This window comes from Roseovarius sp. E0-M6, from assembly GCF_037083845.1.
In the GTDB taxonomy this organism is placed as follows: domain Bacteria; phylum Pseudomonadota; class Alphaproteobacteria; order Rhodobacterales; family Rhodobacteraceae; genus Roseovarius.
In genome coordinates this window covers 325271-346302 of the sequence record NZ_JBAPLA010000002.1, presented here as the reverse complement: position 1 = coordinate 346302, position 21032 = coordinate 325271, and the positions used below count along the sequence as shown (strand labels likewise).

Sequence of the window (21032 nt, the reverse complement as noted above, 5' to 3'; positions counted from 1 at the left end):
CATTTGGCTTTCGTGTTCGTTTCTGGCCCCAGTGTATTGGGGGCGCGATCCGAAAAATCCGAAGAGCACAAATGTCATGCTCCAATTGACGCGCGTTCTGCATCTCTTGTCAATGTCCAAGCGCAGCTCAATCCAGCGCATGCATCACGTTCCAAAGAGCTTTCAGTAAATCTTGAAATTCTCGCCCAAGTAGACCCGGCGCACGTTTTCGTTCGCCACGACATCATCCGCCGTTCCGGACATAAGCACGCGCCCATCGTGCAGGATGTAGGCGCGATCAACAATCTCGAGCGTCTCGCGCACATTGTGGTCGGTGATAAGCACGCCGATCCCTCGCTTCTTGAGATCGGCGACAAGGTGACGAATATCGCCCACACTGATGGGATCTACGCCCGCGAAGGGCTCATCCAGAAGCAGATAGCGGGGCTCGGCGGCAAGGCATCGCGCGATTTCGACCCGCCGTCTCTCACCGCCCGAAAGCGCGAGGGCCGGCGCCCGGCGCAGATGCTCGATCGAGAATTCCGACAAAAGCTCCTCAAGCCGCTCTCGTCGCTTGTGGCGGTCTGCATGGGTGATGTCGAGGATCGACATGATGTTATCCTCAACCGAAAGCCCCCGAAAGATCGACATTTCCTGCGGCAGATATCCGATACCAAGTCTGGCTCTGCGATACATGGGCAATCGGGTCGCATCGCGGCCGTCAATTTCGACCTTGCCAGCCTCTGGCTGAACAAGGCCCGCAATGGCGTAAAACGTGGTCGTCTTGCCCGAGCCATTGGGCCCCAGAAGCGCGGCAACCTCACCCTGCTTCACCTCGAGCGAGACATCACGAATGACAACGCGTTTGCGATAGCTTTTTCGCAGGTTGGAAATCTTTAATCCCTGCGCCTCGTGGGCCAGTTTGAGGTCGGGCCTTTTCATTGTTGCTCCGCTTGTGGCTGCAGAACGGTCTTCACTCGGCCTGTCATGCGCGCGGTTCCGGCCACGGTATCGACGAACATGTTATCGCCCGTGATCGCGCTTTGCCCCTGAACCAGAAGAACATCACCCACCATCGTGATAATCCCGGTCTCGACGTTATAGTCGGCACGACTCGATTCCGCGGCATCCTCGCCACTGACGAGCGTCACGCCCTGTTTGGCCTCAAGCTTTTCGATACCTGACTGATCGTCGAGATAGTGAACCTTCACCCATGGTGCAGAAAGCCGCATTTCACCCTGAGCAATAACAACCCCGCCGGTGAAAATCGCCGTGCCGTCATTTTGATCCACCGAAAGCTGATCCGCGGTCACTTCGACCGGAAGGTCGCCATCCTGCGGAGACGAACCGAACGCCACCTGCGCTCCTTGTGCCTGAGCGCTGGCAAAATTTGCCCCTGCGCCAAGCATCGCAACGATCACAATCGTCCGGATCAGACCCGTCATTCTTTACTCTCCCCGCGGTTGGTATAGCAGTTTCACTCCGTCGGTGAACAGCAAATGCGCCTGGCCGGTTTCCTCATTGGATATAAGCTCCATGCGACCAGCCTCAAGGTCACCCGGAGGGCCCTTGCCTGTCACCCGGCCCGGGCTCTCGGCTCTCAGCGTCTCGAAATCCGCAGTAAGCCGTTGTGTGCGGATGTCATAGCCCGACGTCGTCGTGACAGTGACATTCCCATGCAGTTCCGCATTCATAAGGTCTTGGCCAGCAATGCCGTGGTCGGACCTGACGTCAATCACGGTCCCGCCGTTCAATGTAAGCTCGGCAACCACCTTCTCGGCGAGGACGCGTTCGGGATTCTTCGGATCTGGGCGCGCGGTGTCCGCGCGGAATGTAATCTGCTCCCCGCCGCTTGCCACACCCGAAAAGCTTGGATTGCTGGCACCCTGATCCTGCGCGCGCTGCTCAAGGTCAACCTGTGATACCGGCACATTTGACGTGGGGTCGACCTTTCGGGACAAAAGAAACAGGGTCGAAAGAAGACCAAGTGCTACAAGTGGCAGAATAACCTTCAGCCAGTCCACGAAGCGCGTATGGAAATCGTCGCTGCCCACGGTCCGGTCAATGGGCAAAGATATCTTCGTCCGGCCAGCCGGCCAGATCTAGCCGCGCACGCATCGGAAGAAAGTCGAAACAGGCCTGAGCCATCTCCATGCGCCCCTCACGCAAGAGCCGCGCATTAAGCTCATCCCGAAGCCGGTGCAGGTAAAGAACGTCCGAAGCCGCATAATCCAACTGCGCATCGCTCAGCGTTTCAGCACCCCAATCCGAGCTTTGCTGCTGCTTCGAGATATCGACACCCAGAAGTTCCTGAAGCAGATATTTCAGCCCGTGCCGATCAGTATATGTGCGTATCAGTTTGCTGGCGATTTTTGTGCAATAGACCGGCGCAGTCAGCGCGCCGAAAGCATTTAGCATGGCCGCAATGTCGAACCGGCCAAAGTGAAACAGCTTGAGCACATCTGGGTTTTCAAGCATCCGAACAAGGTTCGGCGCCTCTGTCTGACCTTTGGCCACCTGAACAAGATGGGCATGCCCGTCTCCGCCTGACATCTGGATCACGCAAAGGCGGTCACGATGCGGCCTGAGACCCATCGTTTCGCAATCAATGGCCACCACAGGCCCAAGATCCAGATCATCGGGCAAATCGCCCTTGTAAAGAGTGTTTGTCATGATGGGCCTTCCGCGAGTTTGCGCATGGCATATATAGGTTCATGCGTCCCGACCACAAATAATTGGCGGCAATCCGCATGGTTCAGGTGTCGGGATCGACTTTCCCGCGTAGTGATTTCACCTCTCCTCGGACCTTCTTGGCCTTGAGCCTGCGTTTCTTTGAGCCCAAAGTCGGACGCGTTGGAATGCGCTTCTTCGGTTTCACCACCGCCTTGGCGATCAGTTCCGACAGTCTGTCACGTGCGATTTCCCGATTGCGGGCTTGGCTGCGGGTCTCGTCGCATTGGATGATAAGCGTTCCCGCATCGGTCCAACGCCGACCCGCCAGACGTTTAAGCCGCCGTTTTACAGGATTAGGCAGATTGGGCGACCGCTCGGCTTCGAATCTGAGTTCAACGGCTGTAGCAACCTTGTTCACGTTCTGGCCACCGGGCCCACTTGACCGGACAAATTGTTCGGTCAGCTCCCAATCTTCTATGGCGATTTGTTCGTTTATCCGAAGCATGACGACGTCATACCAGTAAATTCAGACATGGAAAACGGAACGAGCCCCCGAATAGGGGGCTCGCCTCGAGAATCGGAGGTGGCAAGCAGGGCCAACAAGGGCACCCGAAGCCGAGATCAGTGCAAGAGGGGCTGCCCCCTAGACTAATACCCCGCTCGTAACCTTAACCAGCTGCTCCTGTTTCCCAATAATCATTGGCACCTCCTTTCTGGTTGATATCCACATCTCGGAGCCTGCCATAGATTTTGCAGAAGTCAAAAGAAATTACACAATATCCTGCGAAACCTTTGTGACGATAAGGCGGAACGGAATCAGCGCGAGCAGACCAACAAGGATTTTCACGCCCCAATCCGTCACCGCCAATGTCACCCAGAGCGGCGCATCCGGCCCGATAAGCACGAATGGCAACGACTCCCAGGCCCAGCTTATCGCGGCATCCGCCTCGGGTCCGAAAACGGCAAGGCTCTGTGCAAAGGCGATCGTGAAGAACAGCGCGCTATCAACTGTCGAGCCCGCAATGGTCGAAATCAGCGGCGCGCGCCACCAGGCCCCGCTGCGCAAACGGTCGAAAATCGCCACGTCCATGAGTTGCGCCACAAGAAAAGCGGTGGCCGAAGCGACGGCCACCCGCAAAGCAACCGCCGGACCATGCTCGAGCATGATTTGTGACCCTATAAGGCTTGAGATGACGCCCACGATGAACCCCGCCAAGACGACGCGGCGCGCGGCAGCAACACCATAGATGCGGTTCATGAGGTCCGTAACCAGAAAGGCCAGCGGATACGTAAACGCGCCCCAGGTAAGCAGGCCGTCCAGAATAAGGAATTGCACGAGGATATTCGAGGCCACGACAATCGCGGCCATGGCAAGAATGCCGGGAAGGTGTCTCATCATCTGTTCCGTTTTGCCAAGGTTGCGGAGACTTGGCCCTACCTGCGCAGGGCAACTGCGCTCTAGTCTCGCGAAGCGCACAGGTCAACTCGGCAAACGATGATATGTCCTAGGCCCGGCAAGCGGCAAAACCTTGGTCTATGGCGACTGCAAGACGCCCACGCATTGTTGTGGCAGGTTGGCCATCGTTAAATCCTGGCGCGGCTTGGGCTTGGGCGCGGTCGGATCAGGCGGCGGTGGATTGAGGATATTGTTCACCCATGACTGTGCGTCTTTGCATCCGTCACCCCGTGGCGGCGGATCCTGATTGATGCACCCGCGCACACCCGCCGGGCATTTCAGCCGGACATGAAAATGATAATGATGCCCCCACCAAGGCCTGATCTTGCGAAGCCAGCTACGGTCGCCGCTTTCTTCGTTGCACATGCGCACCTTGGCGCCGGGAAAGACGAATATCCGCGCCACGCGGCTATCCTGAGCGGCGGCCTTGATGATCTCATGATGCGCGCGCGACCAGCTTTTATTCGTGAATGCCCCGTTGGATCGCCTCAGAGAAACCGATGAAATGTTTTCACGCTGCGACCGTGTCAGGTTAAGGTTCTTGGGCGGCAGCATCCAGATATCTACATCCAGACCCATTTGGTGGCTGCGATGCCCCGAGAGCATGGGGCCGCCGCGCGGCTGGCTGATGTCGCCGACATAAAGACCGTTCCACCCGGGCTGACGCGCGGCCTTGGCTGACAGGGTTTTGATGAAATCTATCGTCTCTGGATGGCCCCAATTGCGGTTCCGGCCTAGCCGCATGGCCTGCCAGGTTGGCCCCGTTTCGGGCAGTTGCACACCCCCCGCCAGACACCCTTTGGCATAGCCGCCGTAGGGGCGTGGGCTTTGTTGCGATCCGCCTGTCTTGGCTCCGAAGAGTTTCTTTGCGGCTACGCCATTCATCGAAATCGGTATTTCCTGTGCATCGGCTCCCGACTCGCCACATGCCGCAAGTGCCAACGCGGCACAGATCGCAAAAACTCGTATCATATGTCCTGATCTCCCTCTGCCTTGACCCACAATAGCATCACCAGACCAATCAGAAAAAGTCCGATCACCGGTGAGATGCCGATCCGCGCACTCCCGCTCATTTCGGTTGCGGTCCAGACAAGTGCGGGTGCGAGAAACGCCGTGGCGCGGCCTGACAGGCCATAAAGACCGAAGCTCTCGGTTGGCGCATCGGGGTCGGTGTGACGCACCATCAACGACCGGCTCGCGGCCTGAAGTGTGCCGCCCAGACCGCCGATCAGGGCACCACACACAAGGAACACCTGATCCGGCAGGCTCGAACCCTGGTCAATCGGCATCCAGAAAATCTGTTCTCGGTCCATGCTCACAATCGTGATGCACACCACCGTCAGGCCCACAATGGCCCCGACGATAACCGGCTTGGGCCCGAAACGCCCATCCATACGCCCCCCGATCCAACTGAACGCAGCAGCAGACAACGCGCCGATGATGCCGAACACCCCGACACGCACGATATCCCAGTTCAGCACCAATAGTGCATAGGTGCCACCAAACCCGTAGAGCCCATTAAGCGCATCTCGGTAGAGCATGGACGATCCGAGATAGGTCAGCAGGCTGCGGCGGTTTCCCAGATTGGATACGGAGGCCCGTAGAAGACGAAGCGCATCGGCAAACCCACGCCCGCGCCGCCCCGGACCAAGGTCGCGCACCCATAGAAAATAGGGAATCATGAAGACCGCGAACCAGATCGCGGTAAACGGCCCGACGAAACGCGCTCCCTCGCGCGCGCTGGCATCCAGACCGAGCGCCGGCTCAAGCCCGACAAGGGTCCTTCCGTTCGGCTGTTCAAGAAAGAAAACCAGCATGATCGTCAGCGCGACCAAACCGCCCGCGTAACCAAACGCAAAGCCAGACCCAGAAATCTTGCCAACCTCTGCCTTGCTTCCCAATGAGGGTAGCTGGGAGTTGATGAAAATCAGGGCATATTCCGCCCCGATGAACCCGACGCCAAAGGTGACAAGCGCCCACATCAGGTTTGACCCGTCCGGGTTGGTCCACCAGATTCCCGCCGCGCCAACAACGTAGAGCGCGGAGAAGAACAGGATCCATGGCAGGCGCTTGCCCACCGTGTCCGCCATCGCACCCAGCACCGGGGCGCCAAATCCGATGATCAGCCCGGTGATCGTGAGACACGCGGACCAAAGGCTCTGTGCCTGCGCATCCGCGGCGGTTTCGTTCAGGCCCTGGTCCATAAAAAAGGCCGTGGCGATACTGGCGAAAAACGGGCCAAAAACGAAGGTTACAAGAAGCGTGTGATACGGTTGACTCGCCCAGTCAAAGAAATACCAGCCCCAAATACGCTTCCTCTGCGATACATCGCCCATAACTGTCCCCCGCCACTTGCTGCGATATGACAGGGCCTTGCGCGCCGGAGCAAGTCATTCTTGAACTCAGTCCTGCATGGGCGGCCATGGCCGGTGCTCTTCGGCATCGACCCACGCCCGAATCCAAGCAGGCATCTCAGGGCTTTTTCTGTCGTGCTCCAATGCGATCAACACGTCGTCGGGCGGGACGATCCCGTCTTTGCCTGTGATTGCACTCCGATACACGACGTGGCTCGAACATTCGCCGTTCCGCTTCCACATCGACTGTTCGATATAGATAAAGCGATCGTCCCAACACACCGCGCGGCTTCTGATTTCGACCTTGTCGAACATCCGAACGCGCCGCCGATACCTGACCATGGCCCCCGCGATCGTCAGGCCCCATCGTTTCTTGCGCAGCACCCCAACAAGCCCCGTCCGCATGGCCAGCGGAATGCGCCCCAGATCAAAGATCGTGAGCGTGCGGCCGTTGTTAAGCTCCCACCAGAGATCAATGTCCCAAGGCATGCAGTAATGGCTCGAAACATGTGTGCCGGTGAGCGGAAGCCGCGCATCATTGCGGTGCTTGAAAAGCTGCCAGAGAAGGCGGATTACGGGATACATATGCGGTCTCCTTTTCGCACTGCACCTACGACCATATCAAAGCGGGTCAACCGCGACCGCGCGTCAGGCTTGCGCTTTTGCCTACAGCGCCTTACCTCTTGGCCAAGACATTTCGGGGAACTTCCATGCTGGCGATTTACGGACCTTTGCAACTGATCCTTTCGGTCATCTACTGGATCATCCTGATCCATGTGATCATGAGCTGGCTTATCAGCTTTCAAGTGCTCAACCTCCATCAGCAAATCGTGGCGCAGATTTGGGATGGGCTCAACCGCCTGCTTGAACCCATCTATGGGCCCCTGCGCCGTATTCTTCCGGATACGCGTCCTCTCGATCTTGCGCCGCTTGTGGCTTTCCTGATCGTGATTTCGCTTCAGTTGTATATTCTGCCAGTGCTCTTCGGCCTTGCCTAAGCGTCGGGGCCTTGTTTACCGAATCTTAGTGTGAAACAGTCCTGTTAAGAGCAGAAAAACATCTGACAGGATCCCCCCGATGCCCGGCGCTGCCACGCTATTGCGCGATGTGTTTGGATTCGATGCCTTCCGTCCGGGACAGGAGGAGATCGTTCACTCGGTGACCACCGGGCAAAACGTCCTCGCCATCATGCCAACGGGCGGCGGAAAATCCTTGTGCTATCAACTTCCCGCGCTCATGCGTGACGGTGTCACGGTCGTGATATCTCCGCTCATCGCACTGATGCGCGATCAGGTCCGCGCCCTCAAGGCTGCCGGGGTCGAGGCCGGCGCGCTCACGTCGGGCAACACCGAAGAAGAGACCGAGGCCGTTTGGCAGGCGCTTTCGGATCAGCGGCTCAAACTGCTCTATATCGCGCCCGAGCGTCTTGCCGCGGGCTCTTCGCTTGGCATGTTGCGGCGCATCGGAGTGTCGCTCATTGCAGTGGACGAGGCGCATTGTGTCTCGCAATGGGGGCATGATTTCAGGCCTGACTACCTTCGCATCGGTGAATTGCGGCGCGCTCTGAACGTGCCGCTTGCGGCCTTCACCGCAACCGCCGACGCTGAAACTCAAGACGAAATCGTGCAAAAGCTGTTCGATGGCCACCCGCCGATCAGCTACCTTCACGGCTTTGACCGGCCGAATATTCACCTCGCTTTCGCACCCAAGGACGGACCACGCCGTCAAATCATGGCCTTCGCAGCGGCCCGGAAGGGCCAATCCGGTATCGTGTATTGCGGCACGCGGGCCAAAACCGAAACTTTGGCGCAGGCGCTACGCGAGGGCGGACATAATGCCGTCTCTTATCATGGCGGAATGGACGCGGATGACAGGCGTCAGGTCGAGCACCGCTTCAACACCGAAGACGGGCTTGTCGTCGTGGCCACCGTCGCCTTCGGTATGGGCGTGGACAAGCCGGATATCCGCTGGGTCGCGCATGCCGACCTGCCCAAATCCATCGAAGCCTATTATCAGGAGATCGGTCGCGCCGGCCGTGACGGGGCAGCGGCGGAAACTCTCACGCTCTTTGGGCCGGATGACATCCGCCTGCGCCGCGCCCAGATCGACGAAGGGCTGGCACCGCCTGAACGGCGGATGGCCGATCATGCACGGCTTAACGCACTGCTCGGGCTGGCCGAGGCGCATACCTGCCGTCGCGCAACGCTTCTGCGCTATTTCGGCGATTCCGCCACCACCTGCGGCAATTGCGATCTGTGCGACACGCCACCCGATCTTTTTGACGGAACACAGCCGGTGCGCAAAGGGCTTTCGGCCATCCTACGGACGGGCGAAAATTTCGGCGCCGGCCACCTGATCGACATCCTTATCGGCAACACCACGGACAAGGTGCGCACGCGCGGACATGATCAGCTTCCCACGTTCGGCGTCGGTCGCGATCTTCCACGCGGCCAATGGCAGGGCATCTTCCGACAGATGATGGGGCTCGATCTTGTCCGGCCCGATCCTGAGCGTCATGGCGCCTTGCGCATGACCGAAGCCGCACGCCCAATCCTTCGCGATGAGGCGACGGTAACCCTTCGGCGTGACACGCTCGCCTCGAAATCGCCGCGACCGGCGGTCAAGACACTGGTTTCCGACGAAGACGCACCACTTCTTTCAGCACTCACGGCCAAGCGCCGGGCGCTGGCTGAAACTGCGGGGGTGCCGGCCTATATCGTGTTCAACGATCGTACCCTCATCGAAATGGCCGAATGCCGCCCCGGCTCACTTGATCAGATGGCCGGCATCACCGGGGTTGGTGCGAAAAAACTTGATCAATATGGTGATGCATTTCTATCCGTCATCAACGGGGCCACCGACACGGTGCATCCCACACGGCGCAAGCTTGCCGGAAAGCCGTCGGGGAGCCTTTATGACAGGCTCCTTGATGCGCAAAACAGTCTCAAACACGGCGAAACCGGCACTGAAAAACCGTTATCATGCTCGACATCTCTTTTGGCCAAGGTCGCCTCGACCCGTCCCCGCGACAGCGCCAGCCTCACCCGTATCCTGGGCGAGCGCAGGGCCGAGCGTTTCGGGCCAGCCTTTCTGGACGTTTTGGCTAACACGGACTAGGTCAAGCGAGCCAATAGAAGGAACCGCATATGCTTGTCGTTGTCTCCCCCGCCAAGAAACTCGATATGGACCCGGTCACCGACGTGACCGGAACCGACCCCGCCTTTGCCGAGAACGCGCGCGAATTGGCGGACGTGGCGGGCGATCTTGACGTCTCTCAGCTTCAAAAGCTGATGGGGATCAGTGAAAACCTCGCCAAGCTCAATGTCGACCGGTTCGCGTCGTTCGGAGAGATGGAACGCAAGCCGGCGGCCCTCGCCTTTGCTGGTGACACCTATCAGGGGCTCGAAGCCCGCACCCTCGACCCTGATGAAATGAACTGGGCTCAGGAACATTTGCGTATCCTGTCCGGTCTCTACGGTCTTTTGCGTCCGCTTGATCGTATCGAACCCTATCGCCTCGAAATGGGAAGCCGGCTCAACACGCGTCGCGGCAAATCCCTTTATGACTACTGGGGGGATACTCTCTCGGAGGCGCTGAATGCCCAAGCCGACGAAACCGGCGCCGACACCCTGATCAATTGTGCCAGTCAGGAATATTTCGGGGCGGTCTCGCCCAAGGCGCTCAAATTGCGGGTCATCACGCCGGTCTTCATGGAGGACAAGGATGGCACGCCGAAAGTCGTCAGTTTTTATGCCAAGCGTGCGCGCGGCGCCATGGCGCGATTTATCATTCAGAACCGCCTGACCGACCCCGCAGCCCTGAGCGACTTTGACAGCGGCGGTTATGAATACCGTCTCGATCTTTCGGACACGGACAAGCCTGTCTTTGTAAGACCGAGTTAAACCGGGCCACAGCGGGTTAGATCATGCGGACTTGTCTGTGGCTGGCGCGCGCACACCCTCTGGCTGTGCGTCTGCGATCCGCTCGGCAAGCGCCGCCTTGCGTAGCGGCTTTGTGAGATAGTGATCCAGACCTGCCGCGAGAATTTCCTCATCATCGCCAGTCATCGCATGCGCGGTCATTGCAACGATGGGCACATGCCGCCCCGTGCCCTGTTCGATTTTGCGTATGGCTCGGGTGGCCTCCTTGCCGTCCATTTCGGGCATGGAGATGTCCATGAAAACAATATCCGGGTCAAATTTCTGATATTTCTCCACCGCCTCAAGCCCGTTTTCGGCGAATTGCAACTCTATATCGAGCGCCTTCAGCATCTTGGACAAGACCAACCTGTTGGTCCTGTTGTCCTCAGCCGCGAGAACCCGCATTTGCCGGGGCGCAGCCGCCTCTGCGCTCGGCACACTCGGTCTAGGGTCTTGGTTCGGTGCGGTCTCGTCGCCGCGCCTTGCCCGAAACATGGGCACCGGCCCTTCATCAACCGCGACTTCGGCGGGTTCGGTCACGATCGGTGTATTGGCCGTCGCATGCGACCGGAATTCCAGCTTGCCTTCCCCGTCCCGCCCAGATGGCGCGAAAGGCGCGCGCCCAACCGGGGCAAGCGCGCCCAGCGCGGCAAACAATGCGCGTCTCGGCACCGGCTTCTGAAGCACGCTTTGAACATATCGCCCCGCCGGTTCGCTGTCTGTGGCGCGCGCGGTTTGGCTTAAGATGATCACGGGGGCATCCAGACCCGTTTCGGCCATCGCTTCGGCAAGCTCGAACCCGTCCATCCCCGCCATCTCATGATCGGCAACCACGAGGTCGACACCAGCGCGCGCATGCTTCAATGCCTCTTGACCGGTCGCACATCCCCGCACCTCAAGCCCGAGTTGAGACAGTTGCCGCTCAAGGATCAGGCGATTGGCGGCCTGAGGGTCCACGACCAACGCCCGGCACATATCCGGTCCAAGCAAACAGGGCTCGGGATCGGACATTTCGGCCACCGGTAATGTGACCGCGAAACCAAAGACCGAGCCGCGACCTTCCTCTGACTCGCACCAGATTTCCCCATCCATAAGCCGGATAAGCTTTTGCGAGATGGCAAGCCCGAGCCCCGTTCCCTCAAAGCGCCGGTTACGTTCATCGTCGATCTGATTGAACTCTCCAAATACATGAGTCACCTTGTTCGCCGGTATGCCGATGCCGGTATCTTCAACCATGATACGCAGACGCAGATTGCCATCCTCTTCGGTAATGCCGACGACCCGGATCAGGACATGCCCCTCCATCGTGAACTTGACCGCGTTGCCGATCAGGTTGGTCAGAACCTGCCGCAAACGGCCACAATCTCCGATCAGAAGCGTTGGTAGGAACAGGTCGTAATCCAGAAGGATTTCAATCCCCTGATCTCGCGCCTTCGGCTGCATAAGCATGATGATCTCGTGCAGACATCGCTCGAGATCGAAAACCTCGGGGGTCAGGACAAGCTTCTCCGCTTCGATCTTGGAGTAGTCCAGAACGTCGTTGATGATAACGAGAAGCGCCTCGCCCGAGTTCTTGATGGTCGTTGCATATAGCGCCTGTTCCTCGTCAAGGTCGGTATCCCTGAGCAGATCGGCCATCCCTACCACGCCGTTCATCGGCGTGCGGATTTCATGGCTCATATTGGCGAGGAATGAAGACTTGGCGCGATTGGCGGCCTCCGCCTTGTGCTTGGCATCGCGAAGCCGCTCCTCATAGCGCACCGTGTCGGTGATATCGAGCGCGAGGCTCACCACATCTCCACCATGCCCGCGCTGATCGATAAGCTTGATGGAATGCCCGCTCCAAAGCTTGATGACCCATGGAACCTGATCCTCGCTTTGCCACCGGTCAAGCATATCTTCACGCCAGGCCGCCGGTGCTTGGTCGCCGATGTCCACGAGTCCCTCTTCTGTGGCGAACTGAAGGATCTCGACATAGCTGATGCCGGGCCGCACCGCCTCAAGCCCCTCGAAAACAGACAGATAGGCGTGATTTGCCGCGATCATGCGCCCATCCGCATCAAAAAAGGCAAAGCCGTCCTGAATCGTTTCAATGGAATGCCAGAGCCGCCGCTCTGCTACCTCGACCTTCTCGTTGGCAACCGTGAGCTCGGTTTTGACACGCTGATTCTCGTCCTCGACATCGCGCACCTTCGCGCGCGTCTCGACAATCTCGTCCGAGAGTGCGCGCGCATGCTTGCCCAGCTTCCGGTTGGCGGCATGAAGCTCCGCCTGCTTTTGTTCAAGAAGCCGCTCCGCCGCCAATCGCCCACGGCGTTCCTCGGCCAGCTTGTTGGCAAGGCTCATGCCGTCCTCCGAAGGCGTTGCATGTTTCACGCCACAATCCACGATTATGGTGAAGAAATCGTTTTCAACACCCAAAGGGTATCGGTCTTCAAAAGCTACTAATTTTGAGTTGGTCTGGAATCATGGACAGGTCGAAGCCCACATGTCACCATACCTGTGTTCCATGAATTTTCCGGGAGGGTGCCATGCTCGGCCGTCTTATTTCAGCAATTCTTTTCGTTCTCATCGCGGCTCAGGCCACTGCAGAAAATGCTGTGCCCGACCGGCGCTTTGTGGTGGTGCCCAACATGGATTTCTACGGGGCGGACCTGCAATCCATCTTCGACACCTCGTATGCCGATTGCCGCCTTGCCTGTTTCAATAACCCCGATTGCGTGGCCTTCACCTTCAATACCAAATCCAAGGCTTGCTTCCCGAAATCCGACATCAGTGACCGTGTGCCGTTCGAGGGGGCCTATTCCGCAAGAGCCCTCGCTACCGATCGCGACATTCTCGCAATCGCGGATGCGCGACAGTCCGATCTTTCCTTCGTCTCCAACTATGCGTTCGACCGGGCCCACGATCTTGCCATTCGCATAGGAAGCGTTCACCCCGCTGCCGACTGGACCGCTGAACAGTTGCTTCAGGCGTCTCGTGACCGCGCCGCTCAGGGTGACACGCTCAATGCCATGCGCTGGATGGGGGCGGCGGTCTCGCTCACGGACGCCTCGGATCAATGGAGTGAATACGCCCGGCTTTCGCTGGCTCTTGACCATGACAACAGCAGCGAGAAAAGGAAAAATACCCATCGCGCGTTCAATGCCTCGATCAATGCCTATCTGCGCGCACTCAATGATCCGGCCCGGGTCAGCGCGCTTGTTGTCATGGCCAACGCCTTGGAACGTGACGGTCGCGGGCGTGACATGGTGCGCGCCCTGCGTCTTGCCGAGGATATTCAGCCTCGCGAAGACGTCATCGACAGTCTGGACAAGGCCATTGCGAAATACGGCTTTCGTATAGTCGAACATCGGGCCGACAACGAAAGCGCCGCTCCGCGCATCTGCGCCGAGTTTTCCGAACCTCTGGTGGAAAGCGGTGTCGATTACACACCCTATGTACGCCTGCCTGATCCCGGTCTTGTCGTGCAAGCAGATGAAAGCCAGCTCTGCATCGACGGGGTTCAGCATGGTGAACGCTATACAATCACCTTTCGCGAGGGAATGCCCGCAGCCAGCGGCGAAAAGCTCATCAAGGACGTGGACATCTCGCTTTACGTGCGCGACCGCTCGCCACGGGTTGCTTTCCCGGGTCGGGCCTACATCCTGCCCCGTGCCGCCGATGCGGCCCTGCCTATCGAAACTGTCAATCTCGACTCGGTCGAGCTCAAGCTCAACCGCGTCTCGGACCGCAACCTTCTCCGCGCCATTCAGGAGGATTTCTTCGGTCGCCCGCTCTCGGAATACGACATCAAGGACTTCAACAAGGAAATCGCCGAGGAGGTCTGGACCGGAACGGGCGATGTTCAGAACGAGCTGAACCAAAACATGACCACGCGCCTGCCCATGGGTGAGGTGCTGGCGGACATGGAGCCCGGAATCTATACCCTTCGTGCGCGCATGGATGGCGTGCCGCTCTATGACGATCCCGGCGCGACACAGTGGTTCGTCCTGACCGATCTCGGGCTGACCACTCTCAAGGGTACGGACGGGCTACACGTATTCGCCCGCAGTCTTGCTGATGCAGAGGCACTGGGAGACATCGAACTCACGCTTCTGTCGCGCTCAAACCGCGAGCTTGGCACGGTCGCGACGGACGCGCGCGGGCATGCCCTTTTTGAACCGGGGCTGACACGGGGCACGGGCGGATCCGCACCCGCAATGGTGCTGGCTCGCAAGGGGGAACAGGATTTCGCGTTTCTCTCGCTTACTGATCCGGCCTTTGACCTGTCGGATCGCGGCGTCGAAGGGCGCGCTCCGGCACCTGCCATCGACGTCTTTCTTGCCACGGATCGTGGGGCTTACCGGGCTGGCGACGTGATTCATGCGACCGCCCTTGCACGTGACGGGGTGGCCAAGGCGATCCCCGGTGTGCCGCTCACCGCCATTCTGACCCGGCCCGATGGCGTGGAATACTCTCGCCACCTCTCGACCGAGGATACAGCAGGCGGCCACGTCTTTGATATGCCAGTAGCCAGCACCGCACCCCGCGGCACATGGCGGCTTGATATCAAGGCCGATGTCGATGCCGAGCCACTTGTGACCAAAACCGTTCTGGTCGAGGATTTTCTACCCGAGCGCATTGATTTTGACATGTCGCTGCCCGAGACGCCCTTGCGCCCGGGCCAGACCGTTCCGCTCACGATCGACGCCCGGTATCTCTTTGGTGCGCCCGGTGCCGGTCTCGATGCAAATGGCTCGGTCAGGATCTCAGCCAAGCGCCGCCTTGAACAGTTTCCCGGCTATGTCTTTGGCCGCCATGACGCCAGCACATATCCTGTTTCGGCCTATATCGAAGATGGCCCGACCGATTCACAGGGCCGCCTCGTGACAGATGTCGAACTCCCGGAATCCGAAGTGACAGATCGCCCCTACGAGGCCACCTTCACTCTGCGGGTCCAAGAAGGCTCGGGCCGCCCGGTTGAGCGGCGCATGACCCGGATGCTTGCTCCTTCCGCGACGATGATCGGGATCAAGCCCGGTTTCGACGATGTCGTTGCCGAAAACAGCGACGCGGAACTCGATATCATTGCCGTCGGTGCTATGCTCGAAAAACAGGAAATACCGGTAAAATGGACCCTGAATCGCGTCAAAACGCGCTATCAGTGGTATCAACAATACGGCAACTGGAACTGGGAACCGATCACGACCCGCACCCGCATCGCCACTGGCGAAGGGCAGACGGGCAGTGATCCGCTGACCGTGTCGGCGCCTGTCGAATGGGGCCGTTACGAACTTGTCGTCGAAAGCACTTCGGGTGACTACGTCGCGGCATCGCACGATTTCTATGCGGGCTGGTATGCTCCTGCCGATACGTCGCAAACGCCCGACACGCTCGAACTGTCGCTCGACCGCGATCAGTATGCACCGGGCGAAACGGCGCAACTTCGGATCGTGCCGCGATACGCGGGCACCGCGCTCATCACCGTGATGTCGAACCGTGTCATAGATATGCAAGCCGTCGACGTAAGCGAGGGCGAAAACACCGTGCCACTTACCGTGACGGATGACTGGGGTGCCGGCGCTTATGTCACCGCACAGGTCATCCGCCCAATGAACGTCGCGGCGGATCAAAATCCCGCGCGCGCACTCGGGCTCAGCTATGCCAAGATTGACCCCGGCGAACAGAAGCTGTCCGTGTCGATCGACGCCCCCGATATGACAAGGCCGCGTGGCCCCCTTGAGGCGAGCGTTCAGGTTAATGGCCTCTCCGAAGGCGAAACCGGTTTCGTCACCTTGGCTGCGGTAGATGTCGGCATTCTCAACCTTACAGGCTTCGACGCGCCCGACCCCTCCGGCCACTATTTCGGCCAACGCCGCCTTGGCGTTGAGATGCGCGATATCTACGGACGGCTGATCGACGGCATGAACGGCGCGCCGGGCCAGGTGCGCTCCGGCGGTGGCGAGGACGGCGGCAGAAGCCTTGAATCGCCTCCACCGACCGAAGAGCTCGTGACCTATTTCACCGGGCCCATCGCGGTCGGACCGGACGGCAAGGCCGAGGCGAGCTTTGATATTCCTGATTTCAACGGCACCGTGCGCCTGATGGCGATCGCATGGTCCTCCAGCTCTGTTGGCGAGGCGAACACAGATGTGATCGTGCGCGACCCCGTGGTGGTCACCGCATCGCTTCCGCGCTTTCTCGCGCCCGGCGACACAAGCCGGATGTTGTTGGAAATCGTCCATGCAGACGGCCCCACAGGGCGCATGGGTCTCGACATGTCGGCAAAGGGCGTGATGCTGGGTGGCAATACACCCTCGGGTGTCGAACTCGGGAAACAGGAGAAGGCAACATTCTCCGTACCCGTCACAGCCGGAGAGGTGGGCGACCACAGTATCCGCATCGCGCTTACCACACCGGATGGCAAACAACTGACTAAGATGCTCACCCTGCCGGTGCGCTCCAACGATCCGGCTGTCTCAAAGACGAGACGCTTTTCGCTGGCTGGTGGCGATACGTTCACACTTGATGCGTCGGTGTTTTCCGGCTTCCGTCCGGGCACCGGCGAGGCTGTGCTATCGGCCGGTCCGCTCGCGAAACTTGACGCACCGACGCTGCTTCAGGCACTTGACCGATATCCCTATGGCTGCACCGAACAGGTGACGTCAAAGGCAATGCCCCTTCTCTACTTTAATCAGGTTGCAACGGCCCTCGGCCTTGGTAACGCCGACGAAATCGAGAAGCGCATTGATCAGGCCGTAGATCGCATCCTGACCCGGCAGTCGTCGAACGGTGCCTTCGGGCTCTGGAGAGCGGGGTCCGGCGATTTCTGGCTCGACGCCTACGTGGCCGATTTCCTGAGCCGCGCCCGCGCAGAAGGCCACGAGGTGCCGGACCGCGCGTTTTCGATGGCCATGGATAACCTTCGCAACCGCGTAAACTATGCCCCCGACTTCGATGAAGGGGGCGAAGATCTCGCCTATGCGCTCATGGTGCTGGCCCGCGAAGGCGCGGCCAAGATGGGCGACCTTCGCTACTATGCGGATGTGAAAGCCGATGATTTCGCCACACCTCTTGCCATGGCACAGCTTGGTGCGGCGCTGGCATCCTACGGCGATCAGACCCGCGCAGACCGGATGTTCCGGCATGCCCTCGCCAAGATGGCCGAACCAACAGGCTCAGAAGGTCAGGTGTGGCGTGCAGATTACGGCACGCGGTATCGGGACAAGGCCGGTGTTGTGGCCCTCATCGTCGAGGCCGGCAGCACCGTGGCCGGCTCTGCGGCATTGACCGACAGTCTCGGCAAGCAAGGCCCGCACATGTCCACGCAGGAAAAATCCTGGACTTTGCTCGCAACTCACGCGTTGATCGACAATCCCGGTAGCGCCGATCTTACCCTCAATGGCGACGCCGTCTCTGGCGCGCTCGTCACCAAGGTGGAAGAGAGCGCCATGTCGCCCCAAACCATCAGCAATACCGGCACCCGCGACAGCGATATCACCATGACCACCATGGGTGTTCCCGAGGTGCCTGAGCCCGCTGGCGGATATGGCTACACGATCGAACGCGCCTATTACGATCTCGACGGGCAGCCCGTGTCCCTCGATAATGTCACAAGCGGAACCCGGCTTGTTTCGGTGCTTACGGTTCGCCCTTCAGGCGAAAGCGAAGCACGCCTCATCATTGATGATCCGCTTCCGGCCGGCCTTGAGATCGACAATCCCAGCCTCCTGCGGTCGGGTGATGTGCGGGCGCTCGATTGGCTCAAGACGGTTCCCGCCGAGTCCACCGAGTTCAGGTCCGATCGCTTCATCGCGGCGGTCAACTGGCGCAAGGACGATGCGTTTCGCATCGCCTATGTAGTGCGCGCAGTCTCTCCGGGGCGCTATCATCATCCGGCGGCAACCGTGGAGGACATGTATCGTCCGCAATATCGCGCGCATACTGACACTGGCTCCATGCAAGTGAGCGCGAAGTGAAACCGGTCGAGGTCGCCTTCGCCGAGTGGCGACGCCTCGATTGTGCGGGGGATGAAACCTGCCGGCTCGTCTATGGGTCGTCTGGCTGGATGTTGATGGGGCATGCCCGCTTCAGCGACACACATTGCCCCGCCGCGCTCGACTATGTGGTTCGATGCGATAAGGGTTGGGTCACGACCAGCGCCGACATCTCTGGCTTGCTGGGCGGCGAAACCGTCGGGTGGCACATCAGTCGGGACACCCGTGGAGATTGGCACATGAACGACGAAATTTGTCCGGGGTTATCGGACTGTCAGGATGTCGATCTGGGCTTCTCTCCCGCCACCAATCTTCTCCCGCTGCGCCGACTTGATCCCGCACCGGGTATGGACACGCATGTCTCGGCGGCGTGGTTCCACTGGCCTTCGGCGCGGCTCGAACGGCTGGATCAGACCTATACACGCCGCGAGTCCCGCACAGTATCCTATCGCTCTGACGGGTTCGCGGCTGATTTGACTGTCGATGACAGCGGATTTGTCACCCACTACCCCGGTTTCTGGGAGGGCGAGGTGCGAAATGCGGGCTGACCGACTTTGTATTCTCGCGGTTTTCTGCCTCTTCGCGTTGGCGCTTGGCCGCGATGTGGGCGACGATTGGGTCGCCCGCACGGAACTCCCCCCGCTTGTGCCGGACACGTCGACCGAAGTTCGCGACCGAGACGGTAAGCTTCTGCGCGTCTATACCGTGGCAGACGGTCGCTGGCGGCTCGCGGTCACACCCGCACAGGTCGACTCCACGTTCCTCGACATGCTCATCACCTTCGAAGATAAACGCTTTTACCGCCACAACGGTGTCGACTATCGCGCCATGATACGCGCGCTGGCACAAGCAGCTTGGAACGGCGAAGTGGTCTCGGGCGGGTCCACACTGACAATGCAGGTGGCCCGCCTGCTCGAAGAAAGCGGCACCGGACGACTCAAAAGCAAGCTGCGGCAGATGCGCGTTGCCCTTGCGCTCGAACGCAGGTTGACCAAAAGCCAGATTCTCGAACTCTATCTCACCCACGCGCCCTATGGCGGCAATATCGAAGGGGTTCGCGCCGCCACGCTGGCTTGGTTCGGCAAAGAGCCTACCCGCCTGACCCCTGCGGAATCCGCCCTTCTTGTGGCGCTACCGCAATCGCCTGTCGCGCGCCGCCCCGATCGGAATTCCGAAACGGCTCGCGATGCCCGCAACCGTGTGCTTGCCCGTGTCGGGCGCACAGATGCGCTCGAAAAAGAAGACGCTCTCGCCGCTCGGTTTGATCCGGTGCCGCATTCGCGACGGAGCTTTCCCGCACTGGCCCCGCATCTTTCGGACCGCGCACGCGCCCTTAACCCGGCCCAAGCGATTCACCACCTAACTCTGAACGCTGAACTTCAGGCTAAGCTTGAGCATCTGGCAAGTGACGCGACGCGCGGTCTGCCGGATGCGGTTTCCGTGGCAATCGTTCTCGCGGATCATCATACGGGCGAAATTCTGGCTTCGGTCGGGTCTCCGGGCTACGCGGCTCGCAATGGGCGTCAGGGCTTCGTGGACATGACCAATGCATTGCGCTCCCCCGGTTCGACACTCAAACCCGTGGTCTACGCCTTGGCGTTTGACCGGGGGTTGGCGCATCCACAAACCCTGATCAATGATCGACCCGTGGCTTTTGGTGGCTATGCGCCACAGAATTTCGACGGCTCTTTCCGTGGCGAACTGACAGTGACCGACGCACTCCGTCAGTCTCTCAACATTCCCGTCGTGCTCTTGCTTGATGAAATCGGACCCGCCCATCTTATGGAGGCGATGCGCCGCGCGGGCCTCTCGCCCAACCTTCCGGGGGATCAGGCCGGTCTCGCCGTGGCCTTGGGCGGCGTCGGCGTCACACTCACCGACATGACACAGCTTTACGCGACACTGGCTCAGGGCGGAGTGGCAAGACCGCTGCGCTGGCATGACCAAGAGCCCGCCGCGCCAAGGCGTAGAATGATCAGCCGTGCGTCTGCGTGGCAGGTGTCGGACATTCTTTCCGGCCTTGCGCCGCCAGCCGGCGCTCCGCGCGGCGCGCTCGCCTACAAGACCGGGACATCATATGGGCATCGCGACGCATGGGCGCTTGGCTTTGACGGGCGGCATGTGGCCGGCGTCTGGATCGGACGGCCCGATGGAACGCCCGTACCGGGGGCTTTTGGTGGTGACCTTGCGGCGCCCATTCTTTTCGAAGCGTTTCAAAGGTTACGCACCGAGGCCGCCCCTTTGCCACCGCCGCCACCTGAAACTCTTATGGTTTCGACGGCGGAGTTGCCTCTGCCGTTACGCCGTTTCAAAGGCCGCAACGCTGCTTTTGAGCCTGCTTCGGATGCACCCAAGCTCATCTTTCCACCTGACGGTGCGCGGCTCGAAATCGGCGCGGCGGCTCTTCCGGTCAAGGTGCGCGATGGCAAACCGCCGTTTACGTGGCTGGCCAATGGTGTGCCCATTCTCACCGGCGTGCGTCGGCGCGAAGCCGATCTTCCGGGCATCTCTACGGGGTTCTCCCAAGTCTCGGTGATCGACGCCAAAGGCCGCGCGGCCCGCGTCTCCGTTCGTCTGGATTAAAGGATTTCGCCTTTAGCCTGAGACATCAGCGGAAGGCGAAATGCCCAAAGCCGCCATTACCTCAAGGCACGGGCGTGTCGGGGTCACG

16 protein-coding genes are annotated in these 21032 nt (G+C 59.8%); 6 read left to right on the top strand and 10 right to left on the bottom strand.

The genetic code is table 11. From position 1 onward, the window contains the following. Positions 1–162: 162 nt before the first annotated feature. The 9 genes from lptB to V8359_RS08010 form a co-directional block, all read right to left on the bottom strand. Positions 163–921: an LPS export ABC transporter ATP-binding protein gene (gene lptB / locus V8359_RS08050; RefSeq protein ID WP_336428249.1), complete on the bottom strand. Its 759-nt coding sequence runs from the start codon at positions 919–921 to the stop codon at positions 163–165. Then, a complete protein-coding gene (lptA, locus tag V8359_RS08045) occupies positions 918–1388 on the bottom strand; it encodes a lipopolysaccharide transport periplasmic protein LptA (RefSeq protein ID WP_336428614.1) in 471 nt (156 codons plus the stop codon). The genes lptB and lptA overlap by 4 nt, the downstream gene beginning before the upstream one ends. 39 nt (positions 1389–1427) lie before the next feature. Further along, entirely contained in the window at positions 1428–2051 is a 624-nt protein-coding gene (gene lptC, locus V8359_RS08040; RefSeq protein ID WP_336428248.1) for an LPS export ABC transporter periplasmic protein LptC, read from the bottom strand. Further along, positions 2041–2652 (bottom strand): ribonuclease D, encoded by a 612-nt coding sequence (locus V8359_RS08035; RefSeq protein WP_336428247.1) that lies wholly within the window; start codon positions 2650–2652, stop codon positions 2041–2043. The genes lptC and V8359_RS08035 overlap by 11 nt, the downstream gene beginning before the upstream one ends. 82 nt (positions 2653–2734) lie before the next feature. Then, entirely contained in the window at positions 2735–3157 is a 423-nt protein-coding gene (gene arfB, locus V8359_RS08030; protein WP_336428246.1) for an alternative ribosome rescue aminoacyl-tRNA hydrolase ArfB, read from the bottom strand. A 264-nt stretch (positions 3158–3421) separates the two neighbouring features. Beyond that, entirely contained in the window at positions 3422–4051 is a 630-nt protein-coding gene (locus tag V8359_RS08025; protein ID WP_336428245.1) for a queuosine precursor transporter, read from the bottom strand. A gap of 135 nt (positions 4052–4186) precedes the next feature. Further along, positions 4187–5080, bottom strand: coding sequence for a penicillin-insensitive murein endopeptidase (gene mepA / locus V8359_RS08020; RefSeq protein WP_336428244.1), 894 nt, complete (start codon positions 5078–5080; stop codon positions 4187–4189). Then, positions 5077–6444 (bottom strand): MFS transporter, encoded by a 1368-nt coding sequence (locus tag V8359_RS08015; RefSeq protein ID WP_336428243.1) that lies wholly within the window; start codon positions 6442–6444, stop codon positions 5077–5079. Before V8359_RS08015 ends, mepA begins: the two co-directional genes overlap by 4 nt. Positions 6445–6510: 66 nt before the next feature. Further along, on the bottom strand, positions 6511–7047 hold the full coding sequence (locus V8359_RS08010) for an acyl-CoA thioesterase (RefSeq protein ID WP_336428242.1): 537 nt from the start codon (positions 7045–7047) through the stop codon (positions 6511–6513). Positions 7048–7172: 125 nt separating this feature from the next. On the opposite strand from V8359_RS08010, the gene V8359_RS08005 reads away from it, so the two are divergent. The 3 genes from V8359_RS08005 to yaaA all read left to right on the top strand — a co-directional run bounded on the left by V8359_RS08005 (position 7173) and on the right by yaaA (position 10364). Next, positions 7173–7460 (top strand): YggT family protein, encoded by a 288-nt coding sequence (locus V8359_RS08005; protein ID WP_336428241.1) that lies wholly within the window; start codon positions 7173–7175, stop codon positions 7458–7460. Between the two features lie 79 nt (positions 7461–7539). After that, the gene (gene recQ, locus V8359_RS08000; protein WP_336428240.1) at positions 7540–9579 is read left to right on the top strand and encodes a DNA helicase RecQ; all 2040 of its coding nucleotides are present in this window, start codon (positions 7540–7542) and stop codon (positions 9577–9579) included. A gap of 29 nt (positions 9580–9608) precedes the next feature. Beyond that, the gene (gene yaaA / locus V8359_RS07995; protein ID WP_336428239.1) at positions 9609–10364 is read left to right on the top strand and encodes a peroxide stress protein YaaA; all 756 of its coding nucleotides are present in this window, start codon (positions 9609–9611) and stop codon (positions 10362–10364) included. 21 nt (positions 10365–10385) lie between these two features. On the opposite strand, the gene V8359_RS07990 is transcribed toward yaaA, so the two are convergent. Further along, positions 10386–12728, bottom strand: a complete 2343-nt coding sequence (locus V8359_RS07990; protein ID WP_336428613.1) for a response regulator — start codon at positions 12726–12728, stop codon at positions 10386–10388. Between the two features lie 185 nt (positions 12729–12913). Between V8359_RS07990 and V8359_RS07985 the strand changes: the two genes are divergently transcribed. Genes V8359_RS07985 through pbpC form a run of 3 tightly spaced genes read left to right on the top strand, consistent with a single transcriptional unit; the run spans position 12914 to position 20944 of the window. After that, the gene (locus V8359_RS07985; RefSeq protein ID WP_336428238.1) at positions 12914–18343 is read left to right on the top strand and encodes an alpha-2-macroglobulin family protein; all 5430 of its coding nucleotides are present in this window, start codon (positions 12914–12916) and stop codon (positions 18341–18343) included. Further along, positions 18340–18909, top strand: a complete 570-nt coding sequence (locus V8359_RS07980; RefSeq protein WP_336428237.1) for a putative glycolipid-binding domain-containing protein — start codon at positions 18340–18342, stop codon at positions 18907–18909. Before V8359_RS07985 ends, V8359_RS07980 begins: the two co-directional genes overlap by 4 nt. Next, a complete protein-coding gene (pbpC, locus tag V8359_RS07975) occupies positions 18899–20944 on the top strand; it encodes a penicillin-binding protein 1C (RefSeq protein WP_336428236.1) in 2046 nt (681 codons plus the stop codon). The genes V8359_RS07980 and pbpC overlap by 11 nt, the downstream gene beginning before the upstream one ends. Positions 20945–21032 lie beyond the last annotated feature (88 nt).

Excerpts from the sequence above, each read along its gene's own strand:
- lptB (WP_336428249.1), bottom strand. The coding sequence starts at position 921 with ATGAAAAGGCCCGACCTCAAACTGGCCCACGAGGCGCAGGGATTAAAG.
- lptA (WP_336428614.1), bottom strand. The coding sequence starts at position 1,388 with ATGCTTGGCGCAGGGGCAAATTTTGCCAGCGCTCAGGCACAAGGAGCG.
- V8359_RS08035 (WP_336428247.1), bottom strand. The coding sequence starts at position 2,652 with ATGACAAACACTCTTTACAAGGGCGATTTGCCCGATGATCTGGATCTT.
- arfB (WP_336428246.1), bottom strand. The coding sequence starts at position 3,157 with ATGCTTCGGATAAACGAACAAATCGCCATAGAAGATTGGGAGCTGACC.
- V8359_RS08025 (WP_336428245.1), bottom strand. The coding sequence starts at position 4,051 with ATGATGAGACACCTTCCCGGCATTCTTGCCATGGCCGCGATTGTCGTG.
- mepA (WP_336428244.1), bottom strand. The coding sequence starts at position 5,080 with ATGATACGAGTTTTTGCGATCTGTGCCGCGTTGGCACTTGCGGCATGT.
- V8359_RS08015 (WP_336428243.1), bottom strand. The coding sequence starts at position 6,444 with ATGGGCGATGTATCGCAGAGGAAGCGTATTTGGGGCTGGTATTTCTTT.
- V8359_RS08010 (WP_336428242.1), bottom strand. The coding sequence starts at position 7,047 with ATGTATCCCGTAATCCGCCTTCTCTGGCAGCTTTTCAAGCACCGCAAT.
- V8359_RS08005 (WP_336428241.1), top strand. The coding sequence starts at position 7,173 with ATGCTGGCGATTTACGGACCTTTGCAACTGATCCTTTCGGTCATCTAC.
- recQ (WP_336428240.1), top strand. The coding sequence starts at position 7,540 with ATGCCCGGCGCTGCCACGCTATTGCGCGATGTGTTTGGATTCGATGCC.
- yaaA (WP_336428239.1), top strand. The coding sequence starts at position 9,609 with ATGCTTGTCGTTGTCTCCCCCGCCAAGAAACTCGATATGGACCCGGTC.
- V8359_RS07990 (WP_336428613.1), bottom strand. The coding sequence starts at position 12,728 with ATGAGCCTTGCCAACAAGCTGGCCGAGGAACGCCGTGGGCGATTGGCG.
- V8359_RS07985 (WP_336428238.1), top strand. The coding sequence starts at position 12,914 with ATGCTCGGCCGTCTTATTTCAGCAATTCTTTTCGTTCTCATCGCGGCT.
- pbpC (WP_336428236.1), top strand. The coding sequence starts at position 18,899 with ATGCGGGCTGACCGACTTTGTATTCTCGCGGTTTTCTGCCTCTTCGCG.